This window comes from Streptomyces sp. NPDC127119 (genome assembly GCF_042677425.1).
In the GTDB taxonomy this organism is placed as follows: domain Bacteria; phylum Actinomycetota; class Actinomycetes; order Streptomycetales; family Streptomycetaceae; genus Streptomyces.
In genome coordinates this window covers 202,147-226,945 of record NZ_JBHXTO010000002.1, presented here as the reverse complement: position 1 = coordinate 226,945, position 24,799 = coordinate 202,147, and the positions used below count along the sequence as shown (strand labels likewise).

The 24,799-nt window shown below is 70.6% G+C and carries 21 protein-coding genes; 10 read left to right on the top strand and 11 right to left on the bottom strand.

Annotated features, from left to right (window positions below; translation table 11 throughout):
• Positions 1-70 precede the first annotated feature (70 nt).
• The 3 genes from ACFVH5_RS01970 to ACFVH5_RS01960 all read left to right on the top strand — a co-directional run bounded on the left by ACFVH5_RS01970 (position 71) and on the right by ACFVH5_RS01960 (position 7,045).
• Positions 71-3,184 carry a tetratricopeptide repeat protein gene (locus tag ACFVH5_RS01970; protein ID WP_385831277.1) on the top strand — a complete coding sequence of 1,038 codons (3,114 nt, stop codon included), beginning with the start codon at positions 71-73 and terminating at the stop codon, positions 3,182-3,184.
• A gap of 292 nt (positions 3,185-3,476) precedes the next feature.
• Positions 3,477-4,418, top strand: a complete 942-nt coding sequence (locus ACFVH5_RS01965) for a TauD/TfdA dioxygenase family protein (RefSeq protein WP_385831276.1) — start codon at positions 3,477-3,479, stop codon at positions 4,416-4,418.
• A gap of 260 nt (positions 4,419-4,678) precedes the next feature.
• Positions 4,679-7,045, top strand: a complete 2,367-nt coding sequence (locus ACFVH5_RS01960) for an AbfB domain-containing protein (RefSeq protein WP_385831274.1) — start codon at positions 4,679-4,681, stop codon at positions 7,043-7,045.
• 61 nt (positions 7,046-7,106) lie between these two features.
• Here the strand turns inward: ACFVH5_RS01960 and ACFVH5_RS01955 are convergent, their stop codons facing one another.
• From ACFVH5_RS01955 to ACFVH5_RS01945, 3 genes are all read right to left on the bottom strand, one after another.
• Positions 7,107-7,805: a beta-glucanase gene (locus ACFVH5_RS01955; RefSeq protein ID WP_385831273.1), complete on the bottom strand. Its 699-nt coding sequence runs from the start codon at positions 7,803-7,805 to the stop codon at positions 7,107-7,109.
• A gap of 187 nt (positions 7,806-7,992) precedes the next feature.
• Positions 7,993-9,198, bottom strand: a complete 1,206-nt coding sequence (locus ACFVH5_RS01950) for a PP2C family protein-serine/threonine phosphatase (RefSeq protein ID WP_385831271.1) — start codon at positions 9,196-9,198, stop codon at positions 7,993-7,995.
• Complete coding sequence (locus ACFVH5_RS01945) at positions 9,195-10,802, bottom strand: ATP-binding protein (protein ID WP_385831269.1); 1,608 nt, start codon at positions 10,800-10,802, stop codon at positions 9,195-9,197. Before ACFVH5_RS01945 ends, ACFVH5_RS01950 begins: the two co-directional genes overlap by 4 nt.
• 108 nt (positions 10,803-10,910) lie before the next feature.
• On the opposite strand from ACFVH5_RS01945, the gene ACFVH5_RS01940 reads away from it, so the two are divergent.
• Entirely contained in the window at positions 10,911-11,681 is a 771-nt protein-coding gene (locus tag ACFVH5_RS01940) for a response regulator (protein WP_385831267.1), read from the top strand.
• Between the two features lie 13 nt (positions 11,682-11,694).
• Here ACFVH5_RS01940 and ACFVH5_RS01935 read toward each other — a convergent pair whose 3' ends face one another.
• Positions 11,695-13,218: an alpha/beta hydrolase gene (locus tag ACFVH5_RS01935; RefSeq protein ID WP_385831266.1), complete on the bottom strand. Its 1,524-nt coding sequence runs from the start codon at positions 13,216-13,218 to the stop codon at positions 11,695-11,697.
• Between the two features lie 95 nt (positions 13,219-13,313).
• On the opposite strand from ACFVH5_RS01935, the gene ACFVH5_RS01930 reads away from it, so the two are divergent.
• Positions 13,314-14,258 carry a MerR family transcriptional regulator gene (locus ACFVH5_RS01930; protein WP_385831264.1) on the top strand — a complete coding sequence of 315 codons (945 nt, stop codon included), beginning with the start codon at positions 13,314-13,316 and terminating at the stop codon, positions 14,256-14,258.
• Here ACFVH5_RS01930 and ACFVH5_RS01925 read toward each other — a convergent pair.
• A complete protein-coding gene (locus ACFVH5_RS01925; protein ID WP_385831262.1) occupies positions 14,159-14,662 on the bottom strand; it encodes a helix-turn-helix domain-containing protein in 504 nt (167 codons plus the stop codon). The genes ACFVH5_RS01930 and ACFVH5_RS01925 overlap by 100 nt on opposite strands.
• The gene (locus tag ACFVH5_RS01920) at positions 14,656-14,931 is read right to left on the bottom strand and encodes a hypothetical protein (RefSeq protein ID WP_385831261.1); all 276 of its coding nucleotides are present in this window, start codon (positions 14,929-14,931) and stop codon (positions 14,656-14,658) included. Before ACFVH5_RS01920 ends, ACFVH5_RS01925 begins: the two co-directional genes overlap by 7 nt.
• 259 nt (positions 14,932-15,190) lie before the next feature.
• Between ACFVH5_RS01920 and ACFVH5_RS01915 the strand changes: the two genes are divergently transcribed.
• On the top strand, positions 15,191-16,009 hold the full coding sequence (locus ACFVH5_RS01915) for an SAM-dependent methyltransferase (RefSeq protein ID WP_385831259.1): 819 nt from the start codon (positions 15,191-15,193) through the stop codon (positions 16,007-16,009).
• 242 nt (positions 16,010-16,251) lie between these two features.
• Here the strand turns inward: ACFVH5_RS01915 and ACFVH5_RS01910 are convergent, their stop codons facing one another.
• The gene (locus tag ACFVH5_RS01910; protein ID WP_385831258.1) at positions 16,252-17,172 is read right to left on the bottom strand and encodes a helix-turn-helix domain-containing protein; all 921 of its coding nucleotides are present in this window, start codon (positions 17,170-17,172) and stop codon (positions 16,252-16,254) included.
• A gap of 108 nt (positions 17,173-17,280) precedes the next feature.
• Positions 17,281-17,508 (bottom strand): DUF397 domain-containing protein, encoded by a 228-nt coding sequence (locus tag ACFVH5_RS01905; protein ID WP_107017185.1) that lies wholly within the window; start codon positions 17,506-17,508, stop codon positions 17,281-17,283.
• A gap of 444 nt (positions 17,509-17,952) precedes the next feature.
• Here ACFVH5_RS01905 and ACFVH5_RS01900 point away from each other — a divergent pair, with 444 nt between their 5' ends.
• Positions 17,953-18,507, top strand: a complete 555-nt coding sequence (locus tag ACFVH5_RS01900; protein ID WP_385831257.1) for a hypothetical protein — start codon at positions 17,953-17,955, stop codon at positions 18,505-18,507.
• A 20-nt stretch (positions 18,508-18,527) separates the two neighbouring features.
• Here ACFVH5_RS01900 and ACFVH5_RS01895 read toward each other — a convergent pair whose 3' ends face one another.
• Positions 18,528-18,887 carry a DUF6204 family protein gene (locus ACFVH5_RS01895; RefSeq protein ID WP_385831255.1) on the bottom strand — a complete coding sequence of 120 codons (360 nt, stop codon included), beginning with the start codon at positions 18,885-18,887 and terminating at the stop codon, positions 18,528-18,530.
• Positions 18,888-18,960: 73 nt separating this feature from the next.
• A complete protein-coding gene (locus tag ACFVH5_RS01890) occupies positions 18,961-19,407 on the bottom strand; it encodes an SRPBCC family protein (RefSeq protein WP_385831253.1) in 447 nt (148 codons plus the stop codon).
• A gap of 298 nt (positions 19,408-19,705) precedes the next feature.
• Between ACFVH5_RS01890 and ACFVH5_RS01885 the strand changes: the two genes are divergently transcribed.
• From ACFVH5_RS01885 to ACFVH5_RS01875, 3 genes are all read left to right on the top strand, one after another.
• Complete coding sequence (locus ACFVH5_RS01885) at positions 19,706-22,135, top strand: beta-L-arabinofuranosidase domain-containing protein (RefSeq protein WP_385831251.1); 2,430 nt, start codon at positions 19,706-19,708, stop codon at positions 22,133-22,135.
• Between the two features lie 151 nt (positions 22,136-22,286).
• A complete protein-coding gene (locus ACFVH5_RS01880) occupies positions 22,287-22,907 on the top strand; it encodes a hypothetical protein (protein ID WP_385831249.1) in 621 nt (206 codons plus the stop codon).
• A gap of 555 nt (positions 22,908-23,462) precedes the next feature.
• Positions 23,463-24,221 (top strand): hypothetical protein, encoded by a 759-nt coding sequence (locus ACFVH5_RS01875; RefSeq protein ID WP_385831301.1) that lies wholly within the window; start codon positions 23,463-23,465, stop codon positions 24,219-24,221.
• Positions 24,222-24,281: 60 nt separating this feature from the next.
• Here ACFVH5_RS01875 and ACFVH5_RS01870 read toward each other — a convergent pair whose 3' ends face one another.
• Complete coding sequence (locus ACFVH5_RS01870) at positions 24,282-24,761, bottom strand: MarR family winged helix-turn-helix transcriptional regulator (protein ID WP_385831247.1); 480 nt, start codon at positions 24,759-24,761, stop codon at positions 24,282-24,284.
• Positions 24,762-24,799: the final 38 nt, after the last annotated feature.

The following is a 24,799-nucleotide window of genomic DNA, read 5'->3' as shown; positions in this document are numbered from 1 at the left end:
ACCACCGGCCCCGCATATGTGGAATCCTGGGCAAGATCGGGGGAGTTCGTGAAATACAGAGCGGCCGATCGTGGGTGGGGACGTGGATCTTCGATTACTGGGCTCGTTGGAACTGTGGGCCGGTGACCGACATATCGAGCTGGGACAGCCCAGACAGCGCATGGTCCTTGCGGCACTGGCGGCCAACGCGGGCCGGTTGATGACCGTGGACGCGCTGGTGGACCGGGTCTGGGACGACACCCCTCCCGACGCGGCCCGTTCGACGCTGTACTCCCATGTGAGCCGGGTCCGGCGCGTGCTGGACGAGGCGGCACGCGGCGAGGACGGGACGGCGGACCATCCGCCGCTCCAACTGGCCCGCGTGTCGGGGGGCTACCTGCTGCGCGCGGCGGACGACAGCATCGACCTCCTGCGTTTCAGGGCGCTGGTGGCCAGGGCCCGGGGGCTGCGTCCGGACGACGCCGAGTGCGGCCGGCTCCTGTGTGACGCCCTCGACCTGTGGCGGGGCTCGCCGCTGGCCGACCTGCCGGGCGCCTGGGCCGAGCGGACCCGGACGGCCTGGCTGAACGAACGGCTCGAAGCCGCGCTCCAGTGGGCCCGGGCCGAGACCGCGACGGGCCATGCCTCGCAGGCGATCGGGCGGATACGGGGCCTGTCCGACGAGTTCCCCCTGGCGGAACCCCTCGCCGCGCTCCTGGTCAGATCCCTGGCACAGGCCGGCCGGACCGCCGAGGCACTGGACCACTACTCCGAGGTCCGCCGCCGGCTGGCCGACGAGCTGGGTTCGGTGCCCGGGGTGGAACTGCGCACCGCCTACAAGGAGGCCCTGCGCGACCGCCCCCTGCCCGACAGCGGCACCGAGTCGGGCGGCACGCGGACATCATCCTCCCGACCCGCGCAACTGCCCTTCGATGTACGGGCCTTCACCGGCCGCAAGGAACAACTGGACGAACTCTCCGGGCACTTGCTCTCCACCGAGGAGGGGGCCGACGCCATCAACACGGTCGTGGTCTCCGCCGTGTCCGGCACCGCCGGAGTCGGCAAGACCGCCCTCGCCGTCCACTGGTCCCACCGGGTGCGCGAGCAGTTCCCCGACGGCCAGCTCTACGCGGACCTGCGCGGCTACGACACGGACGAACCGGTGCCCGCGGCCGACATCCTCACCGGATTCCTCGTGGCCCTCGGAGTCCCGGGCGCCGAGATCCCGCTGCGCCTCGACGACCGCTCCGCCCGCTACCGCACCGAGCTGAGCGGGCGCCGCATGCTCGTCGTGCTCGACAACGCCTCGTCCAGCGAGCAGATACGCCCGCTCCTGCCCGGCGCGTCCCGGTGCCGGACCGTGGTGACGAGCAGGGACGTCCTCAGCTCCCTGGTGTCCCTGCACGGCGCCCACCGGCTCGTACTCGACGTGCTCCCCGTGGAGGACGCCGTACGCCTGCTGAGCAGGCTCATCGGCCCGCGGGCCACGGCCGAGCCACAGGCCGCGGCCGTTCTCGCCGAGCAGTGCGGACGGCTGCCCCTCGCCCTGCGCATCGCCGCCGAGCTGGCGCTGTCCCGTCCCGCGTCGCCCCTGAGCGCCCTCACCGCCGAACTGGACGACCGGCGGAGCCGGCTGGAGCTGCTGGACTCGGACGACGACCCCCGGGCAGCCGTACGTGCCGTCTTCTCCTGGTCCTACGACCGCCTGCCCGCCGAAGCCGCCGCCGCCTTCCGGCTGCTCGGCCTGCACCCGGGTCCCGATGTGGACGCGTACGCGGCTGCCGCCCTGTGCGGACGCCCCGTCGACGACACCCGGCAGACACTGGACCTGCTGGCCCGCAGCCATCTGATCCAGCCCACCCGCGCCGGCCGTTACGGCATGCACGACCTGCTGCGGGTGTACGCGGCCTGGCAGGCAGAACGGCACGACGGGCCGGCCGACCGCGAGACGGCGCTCGACCGTCTCCTGACCCACTACCTCGCGGCGTCCTGCGCCGCCATGGACGTGCTGTTCCCGGCCGAGAAGCATCTGCGGCCCCGGATCCCGGCCCCCGGGACCGATCTGCCGCCGTTTCCCGACGAGGCCCACGCCAAGGAGTGGCTGGAGGCCGAGCACGCCGTGCTCACGGCGGTCACCGCGGCCGAGGCCGGGCGTGGCAGGGCCGAGCACGCCGTCGGCCTGTCCACCACCCTGCACCGCCACTTCGACAGCCGTGGGTTCTTCACCGACGCGCTCGTCATCCACGGCAACGCCCTGCGTGCCGCGCGCGCGGCGGGCGACCAGCGGGGCGAGGCCGAGGTCCGCACCTGTCTCGGCACCACCCACCGACGGCTGGCGCAGTACGACGAGGCGGTCCGGCACCACACGGAGTCGCTGGCGCTGTGCCGGCGGATCGGGCTTCCGGTGGCCGAGGCCCGCAATCTCACCAACCTGGGTGTCCTGCACGAACTGCGCGGACAGTACCGCGAGGCCGCCCAGCGGCACGGCGAGGCGGTCGTCCTCTTCCGGAAGGTCGGGGACGTCGGCGGCGAGGCCGACACGCTCAACAACCTCGGCATCGTGCACGAGCTGCTCGACGACTACGAGACCTCGGCGGAACAGCACCGGCAGGCACTCGCCCTGTTCCGTTCCCTCGGCCATGCCTTCGGTGAGGCCAGCGCGCTCGGCAATCTCGGCATCGTGCTGTCCCGGCTCGACCAGCACGCGACGGCGGCCGAGCACTTCGAGCAGGCCCTCGCCCTGTTCCGGCGGCTCGGCCACCGCGGGGGCGAGGCGCACGCCCTCAGCAATCTCGGTGACACCCACAGCCGCCTCGGCCAGCACCGGGAGGCGGCCACTCACCAGAGGGAGGCGCTCGCCCTGTTCCAGCGGACCGGGGAGCGGTACGGCGAAGCGGGCAGCCTCAACGGTCTCGGCGAGGCCCTGCACGGATCGGGCCAACCGGACGAGGCCGCGACCGCGCACCGCGCCGCCCTCGCGCTGGCCATGGAGATCGAGGAGAAGGAGGAGCAGGCCCGCGCCCACATCGGCCTGGCCCGTATCCACCAGGACCGCGACGACCTGCCGACGGCCCGCGGGCACTGGCAGGACGCGCTCGCCCTGTACAGCGCCATCGGTTCACCGCGCGCCGCGGGCGTGAGCGAGTCACTGGCCGCACTGGAGACACGACAGCAGCAGGACACGCACAGCCCCGACTGCGCCTGACCCGGTCCGTGGGCCCGTGGCCCACGGACCGTACAGGTGTCCGTTGACAGCGTGGAGGGCTCCTCCCACAATGATCAGCATGACCTGGCACTGTTGCGACGCGATGACGGGGCCTCTGCGCGCCCCGAATCGGACCGGGTGCGAACGCTCCGGTCGATAACCGGTTATCTGCTTCACCGCCGAACCGAGCCGTACCACTCTCGCCGCGCCACAGTCAGGTCGTGCTGGTCGCCTCCTCGCGTCCCGTGCTGTCGGCCGACGGCCATCGAGCCATGCAACGAGGAGCATCTTCATGACGGTGACCATTCCGCAGACGGACACGCCGGCCCTGCGCGAAGCCCACGTGCCGACGGGCGGTATCTACGAGGGCGTCCGTGTCCTGCGGCGCCTGCCCGAGGGCGTGCCCGACCGCCCCTACGACCTGTTCGAGCTGATACCGCAGGGCAGCACGATCGGGGCCGAGATCCGGGGCCTGGACCTGTCCCGCCCGTTGGGCCCCGCCCTGCGCGAGGAGCTCAACCGGGCGCTGCTGGAGTGGAAGGTGCTCTTCTTCCGCGCCCAGCACCTCACGTCCGAGCAGCAGAGCGGCTTCGCCCGCAACTGGGGTGAGCTGGAGACCAATCCCCTGCTCGCCCGCGGCTCAAGCGCCGACGTGGTGCGCTTCGACAAGGGGGCCGGCGCCACGCCGACCTTCGAGAACGTGTGGCACGCGGACGTCACCTTCCGGGAGCGGCCCGCGCTCGGTGCCGTGCTGCAGCTGCGCGAGGTGCCGCCCTTCGGCGGAGACACCATGTGGGCGGACATGGCCGCCGCGTACGACAACCTCTCGCCGGAGGTGAAGAACCGTATCGACGGTGCCACCGCCGTGCACGACTTCATCCCCGGTTTCGCCCGCTTCTACGGCCCCGAGCGGCTCGCCCCGTTCCAGGACGACTTCCCGCCCGTGGAGCACCCGGTGGTGCGCACACATCCGGAGACGGGCCGGAAGCTGCTGTTCGTCAACACCTCCTTCACCACCCGTGTCACCGGCCTGTCCCGCGAGGAGAGCGACCGGCTGCTGCGCCACCTCGTACAGCAGGCGCATGTTCCGGAGTACCAGGTGCGCTTCCGCTGGCAGGCCGGGGACGTCGCCTTCTGGGACAACCGCGCCACCCAGCACTACGCGGTGAACGACTACGGCTCGCACCGCCGCGTGGCGGAACGCGTCGCCATCGCGGGCGACCGGCCGTACTGAGGCAGCAGGCCGCCCGTACCGGGCTGAGGCAGAAGACCGCTCGTACCGAGCGCGTCACCCGGCCCCTGGACGAGGACTGTCCGGGGGCCGTCTCCGCGTCCCTCCTCAACTGTTCTTGTCATGTACCTGTACAGACCTTCGGTGTCGTGCTGTCATGCCAACTACCGCCCTTTCCAACGTTGTACAGGCTGAGACGGCGAGCCGCCAGCCTTCTCTCCGTACGTGTACGTCCTTGCCCCCCCGACACCCAAGGAGTCACGATGCGCAGCACCACCCCGGCCCCGCGCCCCTGGGCAGTCTGGCTGAGACAGCGGGCGAGGCGGATCACCACCGTGCTCGCCACCCTCGCGCTGGTCTGCACGGCCGCCCTGACCGCCACGGGCACCGTGCAGGCCGCACCGGCCGCGTGGACACCCAAGCCCTCCCCCATGACCACCCCGTGGACCAACCAGGTATCGGTCGACAATCCGCTGCCGGAGTACCCGCGCCCGCAGCTCACCCGTCCCGACTGGGCCAATCTCAACGGCATCTGGGACTTCGCGGTCACCTCGGCGGACGCGGGCCAGCCCGCGTCGTTCTCCGAGCAGATCCGGGTGCCGTTCGTCGCCGAGTCGGCGCTGTCCGGGATCCAGCGCAGGATCACCCAGAACGACAAGCTCTGGTACAAGCGCACCTTCACGGTCCCGGCCGGCTGGAACGGCCGCCGCGTCCAGCTCAACTTCGGCGCCAGCGACTGGCGTACGACGGTCTGGGTCAACGGCAGCCAGGCCGGCGGCACGCACAGCGGGGGCTACGACTCCTTCTCGTACGACATCACGGGTCTGCTCAACGGCGGCACCAACACGATCGTCGTGTCCGTCTGGGACCCCAGCCAGACGGGCATCGGGGCGGTCGGCAAGCAGCGCATCAGCGACGTGGCGCCGCACCCCGGCGGCGGCATCTTCTACACCGCGGCCTCCGGCATCTGGCAGACGGTGTGGCTGGAGCCGACGGCGGCGGCGCACATCACGCGCCTCGACATGGTGCCCGACCTCACGAACAACACCCTCAAGGTCACCGTCAGGGGCGACGGCGTCTCCGGGCAGAGCGCCCGGGTGACCGTGTCCTCCGGCTCGACCACGGTGGGCACCGCGACCGGCGCGGTCGGCGGCACGATCACCGTGGCCATATCCAATCCGCATCTGTGGACCCCCGAGGACCCGTTCCTGTACGACGTGAAGGCCGATCTGCTCTCCGGATCGACCGTCGTCGACTCCGTGGGCGGCTACAGCGGGATGCGTTCCGTGGGGGTCGCACGGGTCGACGGCGTCCTGCGTCCGGTCCTCAACGGCAAGTTCGTCTTCCAGACCGGCACGCTCGACCAGGGCTACTGGCCGGACGGCATCTACACCGCGCCGACCGACGACGCCCTCAAGTACGACCTGCAGAAGCACAAGGACCTCGGCTTCAACATGGTGCGCAAGCACATCAAGGTCGAACCGCAACGCTGGTTCTACTGGGCGGACAAACTGGGGCTGCTGGTCTGGCAGGACATGCCCGCGATGGACACCCGCACCCCCGACAGCGCCGCCCGCACCCAGTGGGAGGCCGAGTACGACCGGATCATCGACCAGCACCGCAGCTCACCTTCGCTGGTGATGTGGGTCGACCAGAACGAGGGCTGGGGGCAGTACGACCAGGCCCGTATCGCCGACCATGTGAAGGCGTACGACCCCTCGCGGCTGGTGAACAACATGAGCGGCATCAACTGCTGCGGCGCGGTCGACGGCGGCAACGGCGACGTCCTGGACCATCACGTCTACGTCGGGCCCGGCACGACCGTGCCCAGTGCCACCCGCGCCGCCGTCCTCGGTGAGTACGGCGGCCTGGGGTTCAAGGTCGCCGGTCACGAGTGGTATCCGGGCGGCGGCTTCAGTTACGAGGACCAGGCGGACCAGGCCCATCTCAACAACCGCTTCGTGGGACTCCTCGACGCGCTGCGCGAGGTGCGGATGCCCGCCGGGCTCTCGGCCTCCGTCTACACGGAGATCACCGACGTGGAGAACGAGGCGAACGGCCTCCTCACCTACGACCGGCAGGTCGTCAAGGTGGACGCGGCCCGCGTGCAGGCCGCCAACCGCGCCCTCATCGACGCCTCCCGGGCCACGACCTCGCCCGTGACCCTGCCCACGAACCAGTACAGGTCCCTGCGGGTGACCACGTCCGGCTACACGAACCGCTATCTGCGGCACCGGGACGGGGCCGCCTACACCGACGTGGTCGACGCGAACAGCGCCGCCCTGCTCAAGAGCGACGCCACCTGGAAGGTCGTGCCGGGCCTCGCCAACAGCGCCTGCTACTCCTTCGAGTCGCGCAACTACCCCGGCCAGTACCTGCGTCACCGTGAGTACCGCGTCTACAAGGAGTCGGGCAGCGGAGACCTGTTCAACGCCGACGCGACCTTCTGTGCCGTGCGCGGCGCGAACGGCGGCGTGCGGCTGTCCGCGTCCAACTTCCCCGAGCAGTATCTGCGGCACTACAACGCCGAGTTGTGGCTGGCCACCCCGGGCGGCTCCCACACCTGGGACAACCCCGGCTCCTTCACCGAGGACACCACCTGGGCCGTCGAAGCACCCTGGGCCCCCTGACCGCTGACCGCGCGCGAGGGACGGCTGCCGCCGGGCCGCCGTCCCTCGCCCTCTCTTGCGCTCACATCTCCGCCCGTTCCTCCGCCTCGGCCGCCCGGGGCGGCACCACGGTCGGACGGCGCACGATCAGACGCTCCACGGCGTACGACATCTCCTTGGTCCCGGCCGCGGGACGCGGGTGGTAACGCCCGGCGCACACCGAGAGGTTGACGATGAGGTAGGCGTGCCAGTTCCTGCCCACGCCGCGCCGGTCGGCGAAGATCTGTGTGCCGTTGAGCCACCAGATCACCGAGCGGGCGCCGAACTCCACCCGCAGGTCGACATGGCCGCCGGGGCGCACGGCCTCGTCGTGGTGGTAGAGCTGGCCGCCGCGCACGTGGTTGGAGAGCTCCAGCAGGTCGGGGTTGTCGGGGTGGTACTCGAACACGTCGATCTCCTGGCCCCCGTCCCGCCAGGTCCAGATGGCCGGCCAGGCCCCCACCTCGACGGGCAGGCGCACCCGTGCCTCCAGCACGTCCCCGGCGCGCACCTCGAAGTCGTCCTCGCTGCCCTCGGTGGTGAGCAGGCCCGCACTCCACAGGCCGTCCTTGCGGCGTGTGGCGCGGAACGTGCCGGTACGGGAGTAGGCCGGGTCGGAGACCAGGTAGTCCAGCTTGTTGTCGGTCGGATTGACGGGACCGCCCTCGGGATAGGCCCAGGAGCGGCCGGCCACCCACTGCCTTCGCGAACTGAAATCGGCGGTGAAGACGACGTCGGACACAGTCCGGCTCCTTGTAATGGAGGAACAGGGACAAATGCGCGCAGTCCGTTTCTCCCCAGCCGGCCGGCGCTCATGCGCCGGCCGGTCCCACCCGCCGTGCAAACAACCCGCCCGGGTGAATCGCGCACCGGACCAGGGTGCCCGGGGCGGAAAAGAGCCGTCGTCGGATCTCAGGGACGAGTGGGCCTCAGGGACCAGTGGGCCGGCCGCCCCAGTCGAGGCGGAGCACGGCCAGGTCGTCGGAGTGCCGGCCGGCGTTCAGCGCATGGGTCTCCTTGATGAGGAGGTCGACATGGGCGGCCGGGTCCGCCGACGGCAGTTTCCCTATCAGGGCGAGCAGCCCTTCGACGCCGAGCCGCTCCTCCTTCGTCCCGTTGTGCCCTTCGGTGAGGCCGTCGGTGTAGAGGGTCAGCGCGCCGGAGGCCGGAAGCGGCACGACCGTGGAGGGCCAGCTGTTGACCCCGGGGACGATACCGAGCGCGATGCCGTGCGCGGCGGTCACCTCCCAGGTCCCCTCGGGCGCGGTGAGAAGGGGTTCGTGATGGCCCGCGAGGTGGAGGGTCGCGGTGGCGGCCTCCTGGTCCAGGGTGAGCAGGGTGCAGGTCGCGAACAGCTGCTGGCTGCCGCGTTCGGCCATGAGTATGCGTTCCATCAGATGCAGCAGGTCGTCCCCGCGGTGCCCGCCGAGCACGAGGGAACGCCAGGCGATCCGCAGACAGACACCGAGGGCGGCGGCGTCGGGGCCGTGCCCGCTGACGTCTCCGACCACGGCGTGCAGCAGCCCGTCGTCCCCCTCGACCACATCGAGGAAGTCCCCGCCGAGCAGGGCCATCGTGGCGCCGGGCAGGTAGCGGGACGTCACCCTGACCGTGGAGGTGTCGAGGATCGGCTGCGGCAGCAGACCGCGTTCCAGACGGGCGTTCTCCTCGGCCCGCAGCTGGGCGGCCTGGGCCGCGGCGCTCGCCCGTTCGGTCTGGCTCCGGTAGACGGCGTAGCGCAGCGTCCTCTGCAGGAGGTCGGCCTCGACCTTTCCCTTGACGAGGTAGTCCTGCGCTCCGGCCGCCATGGCGTCGGTGCCCGCCCGGTCCTCGGAAAGGCCGGTCAGGACGATCACCGCGGTGTGCGGGGCGAACCCGCGGACGGCTGTCACCGCGTCGATGCCCGACACGTCGGGCAGGTGCAGATCGAGGAAGATGCAGTCGATCGGGTGGCCGGCCAGCTCGGCTCGGGCCTCGGCCAGCGTGGTCCGGATGGTCAGCTCGAACCCCAGCCCGGTGTCGTACAGGAGTTCCTCGACGAGCAGCGCGTCGCCCGGGTCGTCCTCGATCAGGAGAATGCGGTACATCGGCTTGTCGGAGGCCGCGCCCGGGGCAGCCGTCGTGGGTCCGGTCATCGTGCCTGCTCCGCCTCCGCGCGGACGGCCTCGGGCGTGGTACTCGCGCCGGGGCTCTCCGGCGGCCGGGGCGCGAGGGTGAAGGTGATGCGGGCGCCGTCGTGGTAGGCCGGGTCGACGGAGATGGTGCCGCCGTGGAACTCGACGATCTTCTTGCACATCGCGAGGCCGATCCCGCTGCCCGCGTAGGTGTCCTTGGTGTGCAGCCGCTGGAAGATCACGAAGATCTTGTCGGCGTACTCCGGTGCGATGCCGATGCCGTTGTCGGTGACCGTGAACCGCCACAGCTCGCCTTCCCGCTCCGCCGTGATGTGGATCTTCGGCGTCTCGCCCGGGCGCCGGAACTTGACGGCGTTGCCGATCAGGTTCTGCCAGAGCATCCCCAGCTGGGTGGGGTCCGCGACCAGGGTCGGCAGCGGGTCGTGGGTGATCACCGCTCCGGCCTCCTCGATGCCGACGCTCATCGTGGACAGGGTCCGTTCCAGCACCTCGTCCAGGTCGACGCCCTGGTGGGCGTTGTGCAGCCGCCCGACCCGGGAGAAGTCGAGCAGGTCGTTGATGAGGATCTGCATACGGTTCGCCCCGTCGACCGCGAAGTCGATGTACTGATCGGCCCGGCTGTCGAGCTGCCCTCCGTAGCGCCGCTGGAGGAGCTGGGTGAAGCTGGAGACCTTGCGCAGCGGTTCCTGCAGATCGTGGGACGCCACGTACGCGAACTGTTCCAGCTCGGCGTTGGAGCGCTGGAGGTCGGCGGTCTGCGCGTCCAGCCGCAGGCGCGTCTCCTCGCTGACGGCCAGTTCCCGGACGAGCCGCCGGCGCATGAAGTCGATCTCACTGCTCAGGCGCCGCAGATCCGCGGGGCCGGTGGGAGTGATGGGGTGGTCGAAATCACCGCCGGAGATGGCACGGGCGTCCGCGCCGAGCTGTTCCAGGGGCCTGGTGATTCCGCGCCGCAGCCCCTCGAAGATCAATGTCGTGAGGACGACGATGAGCACCGCGATGGCGCTGAACACCCAGTTCCGCAGGGTCATCGTGGACATCAGATCGTCCCTGGCCTTCACCCGGTCCGCGCGCAGCCGTTCCTGCTGGTCGGTGAGGGCGTTACGCACGTCGTCGAACAGAACCTTGCCCTGAGCGGCCCGTTGGGTGGCCAGCGGCGAGGGCGAGCCGGGCGGCTCGGCGGCGATGGGACGGGCCACGTCCTCCTGCCACTTCGTCACGGCGTCCTGCACGGTCCTCAGGTCCTTCAGACGTGCGGAGCTGCCCTCAAGCAGCTCGGTGAGCTGCTTGTCCCTCGCTGCCTGATCGGTCAGTCCCTGCTCGTAGGGGGTGATGAAGGCTTTCGTGCCGGTGAGTCCGTAGCCGCGGATTCCGGTCTCCTGATTGAGCACGGCCGCTTCCAGGCGTATCGCGACGGTCAGCGCGGGAGAGCGCACGTCCACGAGGTCACGGCTGAGGGTCTCGGTCCGCCCCAGGACGTAGGCGCCCGCCGCCCCGAGCACGGCCAGAACCACCAGGGACGCGGCCACCCCTACACGAAGCCACCGCCTGGTCGTCCACGCGGAAAGCCCTCGCGTACGCGATTGCCTCTCATCGCCGGTCATTCTGTGGGCTCCTCGCTGTGACTGTCGCCTTGCTTGTTTGGCCAGCACACTTTAGAGGGCGACAACCCTTGTTGTCGCGGGGCTCCTCATGGACCTAGAGTGCCGGGTATGCCAGGCAAGGACTTCGCACTGCGGATCACTCCGCAGGAGACCGCCACCATCGCGGACGCGACGGTCGGCGAGCTCGCGCAGCGCCTCGCCCGTCGGCTGGTGGAAGCCCCGCCGCATACGGCATCGGACGATCCGGCACAGGCTCTGACCCTGCTCCACGTGCTGGACCACCTCAAGCAGGCCGCCGAACGGCTCCAGCAGGAGGCGGCGGTGGCCGCCGCACGCGCGGGTGCCGGATACCCGCAGATCGGCGCGGCCTGCGGCATGACCCGCCAAGGCGCCCGGCGCCGCTGGCCGGGGCTCTTCCACCACTCCCACGAGAAACCCACGGAGCATCCGAAAATGACCACCCCCGCCCGTCCCTTCGACGTCCTGCTCGTCGAGGACGACATGGCCGACGCCATGCTCATCGAAGAAGCCCTCTCCGAGCGCGGGGCCCGCAATCTGGTCCAGGTCACCGACGGGGTCGCCGCGCTGGAGCACCTGCGGACGCCGGGCACCCCGCGCCCCGACCTCATCGTGCTCGACCTGAACATGCCGCGGATGAACGGCCGGGACCTGCTGAAGGTCCTCAAGACCGATGACGACCTGCAGACGATCCCCGTGGTCGTCCTGACGACGTCCACCGCTCCGGACGACGTCACGGGCGCGTACAGCAGTCACGCCAACGCCTATGTGACGAAGCCCGTCAACCTCGACGAGTTCGAGCGGGCCGTCCAGAGCATCGACGCCTTCTACCTCGACACCGCCACCCGGCCCCGTCCCTGAATCGCGGGACGCGTCACGACGTCCGGGCCAGCCGCGCGAGCACCGTGCGCACCGCCGCGGCCACGGCCTCGCGTGACTCGTCCGTCGGTTCGTCGGTCTCGAAGCCGTGGCGGCTGTGCGGGACGTCGATGATCTCGACCGGGGTCTTCGTCTCCGTCGCCGCTGTCATGAACTCCCGCACCGTGGCGGCGATTCGCGGCGTCTCCAGGCCCGCCCGGGTGAGGACGACGGGCGGCGGCGTCCCGTCGGCGGTGCGGAGCGCGCCGACCGGGTCGAAGCGCGGGCCGACCGCGCCCCAGCCCGGCAGCGGGGCCAGGATCGGGTAGGTGAGGGCGAGGCAGCGCAGCCACGGCGGCGGTGCGGTGATCCAGTCCGCGGCGAGCAGTCCGGCACCGGAGAAGATCCACAGGGCGATGCGCCGACCGTCCACCCGGGGGTCGGCCCGCAGCAGGTCGACGGCCTCCGCCACGTCGTCCGCCGCGCGCGCATAGTCGGTGATGCCGTGCAGCCGGTGCTCCACGACGGCACCCACCGCGCCGAGGCTCGCCGTGTATCGGGCGTAGCCGAGGTAGAACGGCGCGTCGCGCGGCGCCGGGACGAGGTCCGCGGGCACGGGCCCGCCGTGCACGAACAGCACCGCCGGCCAGGGACCTCGCGCTTCTCCCGTTTCCACGTCCGTCTCCGGCAGGTGCAGATCCACCCGCCCCTTGCGCACCCGCGGGCACTGCGGAGCGTCGAGCAGAAAGGGCCGGGCGTACGAGGACTCTTCCTCGGGTACGGTCAGCCGGCGCCCTTCGTCGGCCGCCGCGCGGAGCAGCACTCCCGCCAGTTCGTCCGGGCAGGAGAGCATCGGCCAGTGCCCGGTGGCCAGTTCGAAGAAGCCCACCCGCGGATCGGCGAGCTTCCGAAGATACGGCGGGCCGGTGCGTACCAGCGCCTCGACCAGTTCCACGGTCGTACCGCCTGCCGTGCACAGGATGCCGGTGGTGGGCAGGACCGCGGCGGCGCCGGTCAGTCTCAGCGGCTGGGTCAGCGTGCGCGGTGGCTGCGGGGCGGCCAGCCGGCTCAGCAGCTCCAGGTGCCGCGCCGACAGGCCCTCCGTGCTGCCCCAGCACTGCCATTGCGTCGGCTCCGGAGGCGGTACGGGCCCGGGGCCGCCCTTCGCGCGCAGCAGTTCGTGCACCGACGGATCGGGCACCAGGGCCAGTGCCGTGTCGCCGTCCTGCGGCATCCCGGCGTCCAGGTGCACGACCCGCGCGACGCGCTCCGCGCGGCGGTCGGCCGCGCCCAGGACGGGGTGGATGGCGTAGTCGTGGCCGACCAGCACCACCTCCTCCGTCTCGCTGGGAGGATCGGGCAGATCGAGGGAATCGATCAGCCGGACCACGTCCTCGACATGGGTCTCCAGATCGGCCTCGGGCTGCCTGCTCAGCGTCACCGGGTGCGCCTGTGCGCCCGACTCCCGCAGCCGTCCGACGACTTCGCTCCAGATCCGTCCGTCGGTGAACGGCCCCGAGACCAGGATGAACACGGACATCGATACCTCCAGGGGGTGGGTTCGTGACGGCCGACCGTCCTGGCCGGCCACCGCCCTGGCTAACCTAGGAACTCCCCCTGAGGGAGGTTCAACCCTTGCCACCCGACGTCACGAGCGACATGAGCGCCATGGACGGCATGAGCGGCAGCGACGCCACCCTGAGCATCGGCGAGCTCGCCGCGCAGGCGCGGACCACCGTCAAGACCGTCCGCTTCTACTCCGACCGGGGCCTGCTGCCCGAAGCCTCCCGCAGCGGCGGCGGCCACCGGCGTTACGGTCCCGGGGCGCCGGAGCGGCTGCGCATGATCCGCGCGCTGCGCTCGCTCGGCGTGCCCGTCCCGGAGATCGGGCGGGTCCTCGACCGCGGCGACACCCTGGAGGCCGTGGTCGCGCGCCGGTTGGCCGACCTCGGCAGCGAACTCGCCGCCCTGCGCTGGCGCGAGGCAGCGCTGCGTGCGGTGCACGACGGCGACCCGGAGCAGCTCGCGGAGCGCCTGGAGCTGATCGGGGCGGTCAGTGTCCCGCCCAGCACCTCCGCCCTCGCGCACTACTGGCGCCGGGTACTGCCCGTCCGCCTGTCCGCCCGGCTGCGCGGCGCCGTCACCGAGGCGGCCGTCCCCCAGCCCTCGGCCGACCCGACTCCGGACGAGGTCCTCGCCTTCGCCCGCCTCCACGCCCTGGCGACGGCCGCCACCGACCACTGTCTCGTGGCCCACCGGCCCGCCACCGCCGCCCACCCGGACCTGCTCTACGACGGTCTGCACGAGGCGTACCTGCTGGTGGCCGCCGCCCTGCGGGCCGACCGCGCCCCGGGCCCGGGTGAGGCACTGGACTGTTACGTCGCCGCCCACGCCCGCGACGCCGGAACCCGGGACAGCCCTGCCTTCCGTCGCGCCCTCACGGTCCGCCTCGCCGCGGCGGATCACCCGGTGATGGCCCGCTACTGGCGGCTGGCGGCGGAGTTGACGCCCGATCCGACCCTCGGCGGGGCGGACTCCTGGCTGCGTGAGGCGTTGACCACGAGCGTGGCGGCGGCCTGATCCCCGCACGCCGTGGTGCTCCGGTGGCGGAACTGGCGTGGCGAGAGGCCGTGTGCGCTGCGGAAGGCCTGGCTGAAATGTGCCGGGCTGGTGAATCCCCATCGGGCCGCGATCGCGCGGATCGGGCGATCGGACAGGGCGGGGTCGGCCAGATCGCGCCGGCACTGCTCCAGGCGGCGTTCGCGGATCCAGGCGGCGACGGTGTGCCCCTCGGCGTGGAACAGCTTGTGCAGGTAGCGCAGCGAGATGTGGTGCGCCGCGGCGATCGCGTCAGGGGTCAGTCCCGGATCGCTCAGGTTCTCCTGGACGAAGGCGTGGATACGGGCCGACAGCGCCCGCGGTCCGCCGGTGGGCGGCACGGTGAGCCGGACGTCCAGCGCGTCGGCCAGCGCCGCCGTCAGCACCTCCAGTGTGCGGCCGGCCAGCCGGGCGCCGCCGTCAGCACCTCCAGTGTGCGGCCGGCCAGCCGGGCGGTGTCGACCGGGCCGAGTCCGTGCAGATGCCGGGCCAGCAGGAGCAGGAACTGAGTGGCCGCGGCAGCCGGCGAGTACGGTCGCGCGGTGTCGTCGAGGAGCCCGTGGGGCGTCCGGATCGGCGAACCGGCGCCGCGCCGGAAGGCGGGCCGCCCCCGCGCCGACGACTCGGCGGTCCTGGCCGTGCCGACCGTGTCCATGGGCTCCACCCTGGAGCGGACGAGGGGGTGGGCAGCAGTGCCGAATGCCCATCGGCGACAGTGGGAACGGCCCTCGAACCGATGACATCTGTCATGCGGCGAGGGCTCGTGGAGGTCCGGACCCGTGGCCGTCGGACACATGACCGACTCGTTCATCCGAAGGCCTGATCCGGCGACAGGCTGGCCGCGGCAAACGTCAACTCCCTAAGATGTAGTTCCTGTTACGGATACAGCTGGTGCCGATCGAGCCGGGGGAACCATGAACACCGACAGGCCGCTGTCCAAGAAGATCGACGCCACTGTTCCGACGGCTGCTCGCATGTACGACCACTATCTGGGCGGCAAGGACAACTACTCCGCGGACCGCTCGGCCTGCGAGGAACTCGACAAGGTCGTGCCCAGCACCCGTCGACTGGCCCTCAACAACCGGCGTTTCCTGCAGCGGGTGGTCAGGACACTGGCGACGGACTACGGAATCCGGCAGTTCCTGGACCACGGATCCGGCCTCCCCACCCAGGACAACGTGCACCAGGTCGCCCAGAGCATCGACCCCGACTCACGCGTGGTCTATGTCGACAACGACCCCATGGTGCTCGTCCACGGCCGGGCGCTGCTGGAGCAGAACGACCGCACCGCGGTCATCCACGCGGACATGCGGAACACCGACGAGATATTCGCCCATCCCGACACCCGGCGTCTGATCGACTTCTCCCAGCCGGTCGCCGCGCTGTTCAACTCGGTGTTCCACTGCATCCCCGACAGTGACACCGACGGCCCGCAGGCCGTGGTGGGGCGCGTCACCGAGCAGCTCGCGCCTGGCAGTTTCATGGTGATCTGCCAGCTGGTCAGCGAGGATGCCGAGGTCCGGAACTTCGTCACCGGCTTCATGGACCAGGCGACGCAGGGCCACTGGGGGCGCGTACGCCAGGAGAAGGACGTGGCGGCGCTGTTCGACGGCATGGAGATCCTGGATCCGGGGCTGGTGGAGGTCTCCACCTGGCGCCCCGACAGCGAGGTGCAGACCCGGCAACTCTCCCAGGAATGGATCGAGTTCGGCGGTCTGGGCCGGCTTCCCTAGGGCCTGTCCGACCATTCCCGTCGTCGCCCGGAGGGCGGCCGGGCGGCGTCAGGCGCGTGCTCTGGGGGTCCCCCCGGCCGGAGGCTGGGGGAGTGCCGGGCACAGAGCCTCGTACTGGACGTACTTGGCTCTGTGCCCGGTGCGGCGAGAGTGCGTGCATGGCGTCGCCCGGCAGACGGGAATGGTCAGACAGGCCCTAGGGCCTGTCCGGCCTTCGCCCCTTCCCGTCCGCCGCGCGCGGGTCACTCCGGCCCGTAGCGCTGCTCCGTCGTGGTCCGCAGCATCTCCAGGGAGGCGCGTGGCGTCAGGGCCTCGTCGGCCAGCCGGTCGAGCGTGAGCCGGTATTCCTCGGTCTCGTCGCGGTCCTCAAGGAAGTGCGCGCTTCTGATGTGTTCCAGGTAGACGACGTCCGGCAGGTCGAGTCCGCCGAACCGCAGATAGGTGATCGGTATGGCGGGCGCCGAGGCGTTCGTGACGTCCAGGGGCACGATCTGCAGGACCACATGGGGCCGTTGGGACATGTCGATGAGATGGGAGAGCTGCTCACGCATGGCCTCCCGGCTGCCCAGGACACGCAGCAGCACGGACTCGTCGATGATGGCCCACAGCTGCGGGGCGTCCTCGCGGTGCAGCAACTGGGCCCGGCGCATGCGCAGTTCGACCCTGCGGTGCACTTCGGCGGCCGGTGCGTTCGGCAGGCCCCGTTCCACCACGGCCCGGGTGTACGCCGGCGTCTGCAGCAGGCCGGGCACGTACTGGATCTCGAAGGTCCGGATGGCGGCGGCCGCTTCCTGGAGGCCGACCAGCCGCTCGAACCACTCGGGCATGAGGCGCTTGTCGTACCGCTGCCACCAGCCCGGTTCACCGGCCCGGTGCAGCAGCTTGAGGAGCACCGAGGCTTCGTACTCGTCGGTGCCGTACAGCCGTAGCAGAGCGCGTACATCGGTCTCGGTCGGTGGCTTGCGGCCCTTGCCCGACTCGATGCGTGAGAGCTTGGCCCCGCTGAAACCCAGGGAGCGCGCGGCCTGGTCCTGAGCGAGGCCGGCGTCCTCCCGGAATCCCGAGAGCTGGACGCCGACCAGCATCTTCAGCAGGGTCGGAGCCGGCTCGGAACGCTCCAGATAGGATTCGAGCCGTGCGACGCGCGGCGACTCGGCGACCATCTTCGACTCCCCCGCAATCCGGCACAAGGACGGCAACAGTATCGCACCGGACCGCCCGGCATCCCATCCCCCTTCATCGGAAGGGGAGTTGGGACGGTGTCCGGCGGCTCACAGCAGATGGTCGAACTCGCCGTCCTTGGCTCCCGCCAGGAAAGCCGCCAGCTCCGCGGACGTGTAGACGAGCGCGGGCCCCTCGGGATCACGGGAGTTGCGCACGGCGATGCCCCCGTCGATCCGGGCGACCTCGACGCAGTTCCCCTCGGCATTGCTGTGGCGGCTCTTGGTCCAGCTGACGTCCAGCGAGCTGGCCCGTATCCCGTTCTCCACCTGTGGCACCGCATCTCCTTGCTGTCACCGTTGTTCGCCCTGCGCCGAATCGAGCCGTCGGCCCGGTGGCCCTCGACCAAGCGTCTTCGGCCAAACTTCACGCAATTTCGCGTGCAATTGCACGCGACCGTGTTCAGTGTGGATAATAACTGCAGCGCCGACAACCCCAGCCAGGACATTGCGTTCTGACGTCACTTCAGGGAGATGACGTGTTGTCACCTGCGCGTCCGGAGTCCTCGCCGCTGCGGCCGACCGCAGCGCCGGCGAAAGACCTGGACAGGTTCACCGGGCTTCCGGCGCGACCGCCTCTGATGGCCGGCGGGGCAGTCGTACCGGGAGTCGCACACATCCGTGAACGACCGGGGCGCGGTACGTCCCTTCGGACCCCCGCTCCGGACGGATGCGCCGCCCTCGCCCTCCCATCGATTCGACACGCCGGAAAGGCCTTACGCCATGCATAGCGTTCCGCCGCAACAGCCGATGACCGGGCAGCGAGGGCACGAACTGGCCCGGACAGGAAAGGCGTCGACCACACCACTGACCGCCATGGGCCACGTCTCCTGGAGCAAGATGCGGGACTCCACGGGCTGCGCGACCGCCATCCCCCTGCTCCTCAGCAGTGTCGCCTGGGGCGACGAGGAGACCGCGGCGTCGGCGCTCAAGGAACTGCGGGAACGCGTCTGCCAGTACGGCTTCGTCGTGGAGCAGGCGACCGCCGCGACGGTCCCCTTCCTCTGGGAGCTCGCGCAGCTGCCCCAGGTGACGTGCCGGGCACGGATCCTGCAACTGCTCAAGAACATCGCCGACACCCGGCAGTGGGAGAGCATCGCGGACGCCTATCCGAAGCTGCTCAACCACCGCGAGAACCCCGCCGCGTGGGAGCGTGCGGCGAGGGAAGCCGTCCATGCCCACCAGGACGCGCTCGACGTGCTGGAGTCCGAGGACGACACGGAGATCGCGCACGCCACGACGGAGCTCGCGCGCACGCTGGACAGACAGACCTGCTGAACGCGCGACGCGCGGTGCGGTCAGGTGTACTTCCGGGCCGCCTCGCGCCGCTGCCGCTTGCCCAGCGGGGCCTGTGAGAGGTCCTCGGCGGTGGACCGCAGGTTCTTGAAGCCGTATCCGCGCGCCGTCAGCCAGCCCTCGGCCGCCGTCTCGGCCCGTTCGGTCGCGTCGAGGATGTCCTCCTCCTCTTCCCCCGTGTCCACGAAGCGGAAGGTGAAGGCGGACCGTGCGGCGATGTCGTAGCTCAGATGCCCTTCCGGGGTGAAGGCCGCGCGCAGCACGTCGTGCTCGGCGGCGTCGGCCAGCAGGGCGGCCCGCTGATCGGCACCGAGCCCGTCGAAGACGCCTCGAACGGTGATACGGAAGGTACGCGTACTCATCGGGCGACCTTAACGGGCCGGGTGGGCGGCGCTCCACCGCATTTATCAGCGCGCGCCCACGGGGCCCGCGGTCTCAGGAGGACTCCACGGCCGCTTTGATGCGCTGTCCGAAAGCAGGGGCGTCCTGGCGGGCCGCGCCACCGGCGAGAGGCAGCAGCAGCTTGCCGATGCCGTGGCCCTCCAGCTTGTTGAAGATACGGACGCGGGTTCCGCCGCTCGGCGTCGCTTCCAGGTCGTAGCCGCCGTCGGCCGCGGTGACCAGGTTCCGTGACCGCTCGCTCCAGCGGATCCTGCTCGGGGAGACGAGTTCGGTGATCTCGAACTCCCGGCCCGTCGTCATCCCGGCGTCCTTCACGGTACTGCGGAAGAACGTGCCGACGGCCGTCGGCCCTTCCGGCTGCTTCTCGATCTTCTGCACTCGGGGGCTGAACTTCGGATCGTTGGTGCCGTCGGCGAGGAAGGCGAAGACCTCGTCGATCGGGCGGTCGATGTCGACAGTGGCCTCGAACTGGGTACCCATGGGCTCTCCCGGGGATGGCGGTGGCCGGCGGCAGATGATGGGGCGCTGCCGAGGCCGCGGGTCCACACGTCAGAACAGGCGAATCAACCATACGCCGCCGCGCCCGGCCCCGCAGGCACAACAGGACAGGCATGTCCTTGTCATTTCTCTGGACAGCCGCCGTACGCCGTGCTGTGATGCCGCAAGCCTACTTTCCAACGTTGTACAGCCTCTGTTCCGCCGCTCACGGCCGACGCCCGAACGTCCTCCACGGCAGCCGTCGGCGGCCACTTCCTCTCCCCCAACAGGAAGCAGTGACATGCCGATCAACAGACGCCATCTGCTGCGCACCGGCACCCTCGCGCTCGGTGCGGCCACACCCCTGATGAACACCGGACCCGTCGCAGCCGCCGCACCCCGGACGACCGCGGCCTCGGCAGCCGCCTCCGCCGAGGCGGCTGCCGAGGTGGCCGCCGACACCTTCCGCCGGCTCAAGCCCGGCAGCATCGTCCCGCGCGGCTGGCTGGCCGGCCAGCTGCGGCTCCAGCTGGACGGACTCTGCGGCCGTCTCACCGAGAAGTCGCACTTCCTGGACTTCGCCACGAGCGGCTGGGTCCACCCCGAGAACAGCGCCTGGGAGGAACTGCCGTACTGGTTGCGCGGTTACGTACCGCTGGCCGTCGCCACCCGCGACACCGCCGCACTGGACCGGGCGCGGCGCTGGATCGACGCCATTCTCACCACCCAGCAGAGCGACGGCTTCTTCGGGCCGCGCGCCCTGCGGACCGCGCTCAACGGCGGCCCCGACTTCTGGCCCTTCCTCCCGCTCCTGCAAGCGCTGCGCAGCTTCGAGGAGTTCACCGGCGACACCCGTGTCGTCCCCTTCCTCACCCGGTTCCTGCGGTACATGAACACGCAGGGCAAGGGCGCCTTCGACACCAGCTGGGTGTCGCAGCGGTGGGGCGACTGCATGGACATCGCCCTGTGGCTGTACCGGCGGACGCCCGAGCCCTTCCTCCTCGACCTGGTCGACAAGATGCACACGTGGGGTGCCGACTGGACCGGTGCGCTGCCGAACGCCCACAACGTCAACATCGCGCAGGGCTTCCGCGAACCGGCCCAGTACGCACAGCGCTCCGGCTCGGCGGAGCACACCCGCGCCAGCTATCGCACGTACACGGAACTCCTGGCGGCGCACGGGCAGTTCGCCGGTGGAGGCTTCGCGGGTGACGAGAACATCCGGCCCGGTTTCGGTGATCCGCGGCAGGGCTTCGAGACCTGCGGTGTCGTCGAGTTCATGGCCAGCCACGAACTGCTCACGCGCGTCACCGGCGATCCCCTCTGGGCCGACCGGTGCGAGGAACTGGCCTTCAACATGCTGCCCGCGTCCCTGGACCCGGACGGCAAGGGCGTGCACTACGTGACCAGCGCCAACAGCGTCGACCTGGACAACGCCCGCAAGACGCAGGGGCAGTTCCAGAACGGCTTCGCCATGCAGTCCTTCCAGCCCGGGATCGACCAGTACCGCTGCTGCCCGCACAACTACGGCATGGGATGGCCCTACTTCGCCGAGGAACTCTGGCTCGGCACACCGGACGGCGGCCTCGCCGCGGCCATGTACGCGGCCTGCCAGGTCACGACGGAGGTGGCCGGGGGCACCTCGGTCACCGTCACCGAGACCACCGACTACCCGTTCGGCGAGACGGTCGACTTCGTCGTCTCCACACCGCGTTCCGCCCGCTTCCCGCTGCTGCTGCGGATACCCGGATGGTGCGCGGCCCCCCGGCTCCAGGTCAACGGGCAGAGCGTGCCGGCGCAGAGCGGACCGGCCTTCGTACGGGTGGACCGCACCTGGGCCGACGGCGACCGGGTCTCCCTGCGGCTGCCGCAGAGCACGACCGTGCACACCTGGCCCGGAAACCGGGACTCGGTGAGCGTGAGCCACGGTCCGCTCACCTACGCCCTGCGCATCGGCGAGCGGTACGTCCGCTACGGCGGCGACACGACCTTCCCCGAGTACGAGGTCCATGCCACGACCCCCTGGAACTACGGGCTGGTGCCCGGCGGGGGCCTGGTGGTGAAGCGCGCTTCGGGGCCGGTCGCCGCCAACCCGTTCACCCAGTCGGCCACTCCCGTCTCGATCACCGCCGACGCACGCCGTGTCCCCGAGTGGATCGCCGACGACGAGCATGTGGTGGCTCCGCTGCAGCAGAGCCCGGCCCGGTCCGCGGGTGCGGTGGAACAGGTCACGCTGATCCCCATGGGCGCGGCCCGGCTCCGTATCGCGTCCTTCCCGACCGCCTCTCCCGACGGCACACCCTGGCAGCCCGAGCCCCCGTACCGGCGGATCCGCAACAAGCACAGCGGGAAGGTGCTCGCCGTGGACGGCATGTCCACCGGGAACAGTGCCCACGTGGTGCAGTTCGACAACTCGGGCACCGGGGACCATGCCTGGCAGGTCGTGGGCCGGGGCGACGGGTGGTCCCTGATCCGCAACGGCCACAGCGGAAAGGTCCTGGGCGTCGACCTCATGTCGACGCAGAACAGCGCGCACGTCGTCCAGTTCGAGGACAACGGCACCGACGACCACCTGTGGCAGTTCGTCGACGCGGGCAGCGGCTGGTTCCTGATCCGCAACAAGCACAGCGGGAAGGTACTGGGCGTGGACGGCATGTCCACCCAGAACAGCGCCCATGTCGTCCAATTCGAGGACAACGGCACCGACGACCACCTGTGGCAGTTCGCCTGAGCGGCGCCCCGCCGATACCGGGCGGTTCAAGAGAGAACCGCTCGGCTCCGCGCGCCGTCTTGATGGTCGAGGCGGTCCTGCGACGAGAGATGACTCGTGGGGCCGCTGAGGCACATGTGCGTTCACAGGAAAGGCTGTTGAAGTGGTGTTAGTGGATCAGAGGACGAGACGGATCGGCTCCATCGCGGGAGCGACGCTGGCGGCGGTCGTGGCTCTCGGCGGATGTTCGAGCGACTCGGACTCCGGCTCGAAGAAGAAGTCGACCGCGAGCGCCTCGCCCGCGGCCGACGAGAAGAAGCCGGACTCGGACGCCTCGGCATCGTCACCGGCCTCGGCCGCCGACCAGTCCACCCCCGAGGGAGCTGTCGCCGCGTGGGTCACCGCGGTCATCAAGCAGCAACCCAAGGAGGCCTGCCTGGTGATGGCGGAACCGGCCAAGGGCTCGACGCCCGCCAAGGTCGGCAGCGAGGAGACCTGCGGCGACGACGCACCCGACCGGAAGCAGATCGACGCGACCGTCGAGCAGCTCGGTGAGTCGTTCACACCCGAGCCGCCCCCCGCGGACCCGAAGGTGGAGGTCGCCAAGGCCGAGGCCACCGGCGACACCGTCGAGTACCCCGCCGACAAGATCACCGTCGACGGACAGACCCTCGAAAAGATCGTCCTGTCCCACTCCACCGGAGTGACGGCGGACCAGCTGAACATCAAGGTCCAGTCCAGCAGGATCGAAGACTCCTGGTACGTGACGAATCTCGACCTCGACATCGGCTAGGACCCGCCGGGCCTGCCGTGTGCCCGCCTCATGCCCGTGCCTTTCGTGGCAGGCGTGAGGCGGGTACGCGGCAGGTGTGTGGCGCGCCTGTCCGGCAGATGGACGGCCCTGCGACCGCGGGCGTGCCGTCGAGCCGTGCGGCGGATTCCGTGCGGGCCGGTCCACGACTACGCGATGGCCGATGCGGGAAGGTCGCTTCTGGACAACTGCCCTTCGGAGAAGGAGCACAGGATGCACAACCGGCCCGAAGACATCCCGGCGCAACCCGAACCGCAGGCGTCGCCTCCACCCGGCTCCACGGCTGCGACCGACTCCAGTACGGTGCCCGGCTCCACCACCCCGCCCGGCTCCGCCGCTCCATCCGGCTCCCCTGCTACGCCGGCGGATCAGCTCGCACCAGCACCAGCACCCGCGGCCCAGGCACAGACGGAGACGCAGACACAACCGCCGGCCCAGACACCGGAGCAGGCGCAGGCACAGGCAGCTCAGACGCAGGCGCAACACCCGCCGTTCTCGCCACCGTCTCCACCGTCGCCACCCAGACCCGAGCCCGTGATGGTGCCGTACCAGAGCACCCAGCCGGCGAACAGCTACGGCTACGGGCCGCCTCCCTCCTTTCCCCCGGCCCAGCAGTTCCCGTACGGGCCACCGCCCGGGTCTCCCCCGCCGCCCGGCGGCAAGGGCACCGCGGGGCGCGCGGTGCTGTGGGCGGCGGTGGGTGCGGTCGTCGCCTCGGCCCTGTGGGCCGGTGGGCTCTTCCTTCTCGGCCCGCTCGACGGCGACCCGGATCTGGCGGGATACCGGGCCAGGGCCAACCTCTGTTCCTCGGTCGACTACGACTCGCTCAGAACCGAGTACACCGAGGAGGACAACGCGCCCACGCACAACGCGCTGAAGCACAAGGCCATCGACCAGAGCTACTGCAGCATCTCCCTGAAGAAATCCTCGACCTCCTCGTACTCGGACGCCTACCTCTCCGTACAGATGGATCTCCACAAGGAGACCGATCCCTCCGCCGAGTTCACCGCTCTGTGGTCCGAGTACGGGCAGCGGTACGACGACTACGAGGTGGCGAAGGTGTCCGGCTTCGGTGACGAGGCCTATCTCGTGACCGAGGACACCACGACCAACTCGGGGGTCGGCGGCAGCCGGGCGGTGATTCTCGCGGTGCGCGACGGCTGGATGACCTACCAGATGAGCTGGAACGTCTACACGACCTCCTACGAGACGACCACACCGCCCGAGATAGGCGAGGTCTCGCGGTGGGTGAAGTCCGACACCCGGTCGACCCTGGAGAACCTGCGGTCCGGCTGACGGCACGGCGTGCGGCCGTCCACGCGCTGAACCACGGCCCGCGGGACCCCCGGTGACCGACTACTGAGCCGCGCCTCCCGGATCCGCCACGCCCGCGGACGGGATCCGAAGCGTGGGCGGGTCCCCCCGAGGCGCCTCCAGCGCGGCGCGCAGGGAGTCGACGGAGCCGCGGCCGATGCGCAGCGCGAGTTCTCCTTCGAGCGCCGCCAGGACGGAGACGGCTTCGAGGTGCGCCGCCGCGCCCTCGGCCGTGCGGCGGATCAGCCGCCGGCGGGCGGACGACGGATCAGGGATCTGTTCGAGCAGCCCCATGCCGATGAGGCTGTGCACGGCCTGATGCGCGGTCTGGCGGGTGACACCCATGCGCCTGGCCAGCTCGGAGACCGTGGTGCCCTTCTCGTCCAGCGCGGCGAACAGGTGCGCCTGTGTCGGAGAGATGGGCGCCATCCCCGCCTGCTCCAACGTCGCCACCAGCGCCTCGTCGAACCAGCGGCGGGCGTCGAGGAGCAACTGCGGGAGGGGGGTGCCGTCGGACTTCATGGGTTCCTCAAGAAAGACGCACAGGGGGTCCGAGCTTA